Source organism: Serratia sp. CY44782, from assembly GCF_052168715.1.
Lineage (GTDB): Bacteria > Pseudomonadota > Gammaproteobacteria > Enterobacterales > Enterobacteriaceae > Serratia > Serratia nevei.
Genome location: NZ_JBJNME010000041.1, coordinates 1 through 629, shown reverse-complemented (window position 1 = coordinate 629; position 629 = coordinate 1). Strand labels below are relative to the sequence as shown.

Sequence of the window (629 nt, the reverse complement as noted above, 5' to 3'; positions counted from 1 at the left end):
CACTGCTCTTTAACAATTTATCAGACAATCTGTGTGGGCACTCCACAAGACGATATCCAGCATCTTCGGATGCAAAAAAATATCAAGTCTTGAAGAGTGACTAACTGAAGTAAAATTCATGCAGTAAATCTTTGAGCATCGCTTCTCGAGTGGAAGCAAATCAAGCTTTTAATTGAAGAGTTTGATCATGGCTCAGATTGAACGCTGGCGGCAGGCTTAACACATGCAAGTCGAGCGGTAGCACAAGGGAGCTTGCTCCCTGGGTGACGAGCGGCGGACGGGTGAGTAATGTCTGGGAAACTGCCTGATGGAGGGGGATAACTACTGGAAACGGTAGCTAATACCGCATAACGTCGCAAGACCAAAGAGGGGGACCTTCGGGCCTCTTGCCATCAGATGTGCCCAGATGGGATTAGCTAGTAGGTGGGGTAATGGCTCACCTAGGCGACGATCCCTAGCTGGTCTGAGAGGATGACCAGCCACACTGGAACTGAGACACGGTCCAGACTCCTACGGGAGGCAGCAGTGGGGAATATTGCACAATGGGCGCAAGCCTGATGCAGCCATGCCGCGTGTGTGAAGAAGGCCTTCGGGTTGTAAAGCACTTTCAGCGAGGAGGAAGGTGGTGA

The 629-nt window shown here is 51.2% G+C and carries 1 rRNA gene; it reads left to right on the top strand.

The features are described from left to right. Positions 1 to 169 precede the first annotated feature (169 nt). Positions 170 to 629: ribosomal RNA gene (locus tag ACJ8HT_RS24155) — 16S ribosomal RNA — on the top strand; the annotation flags it as partial.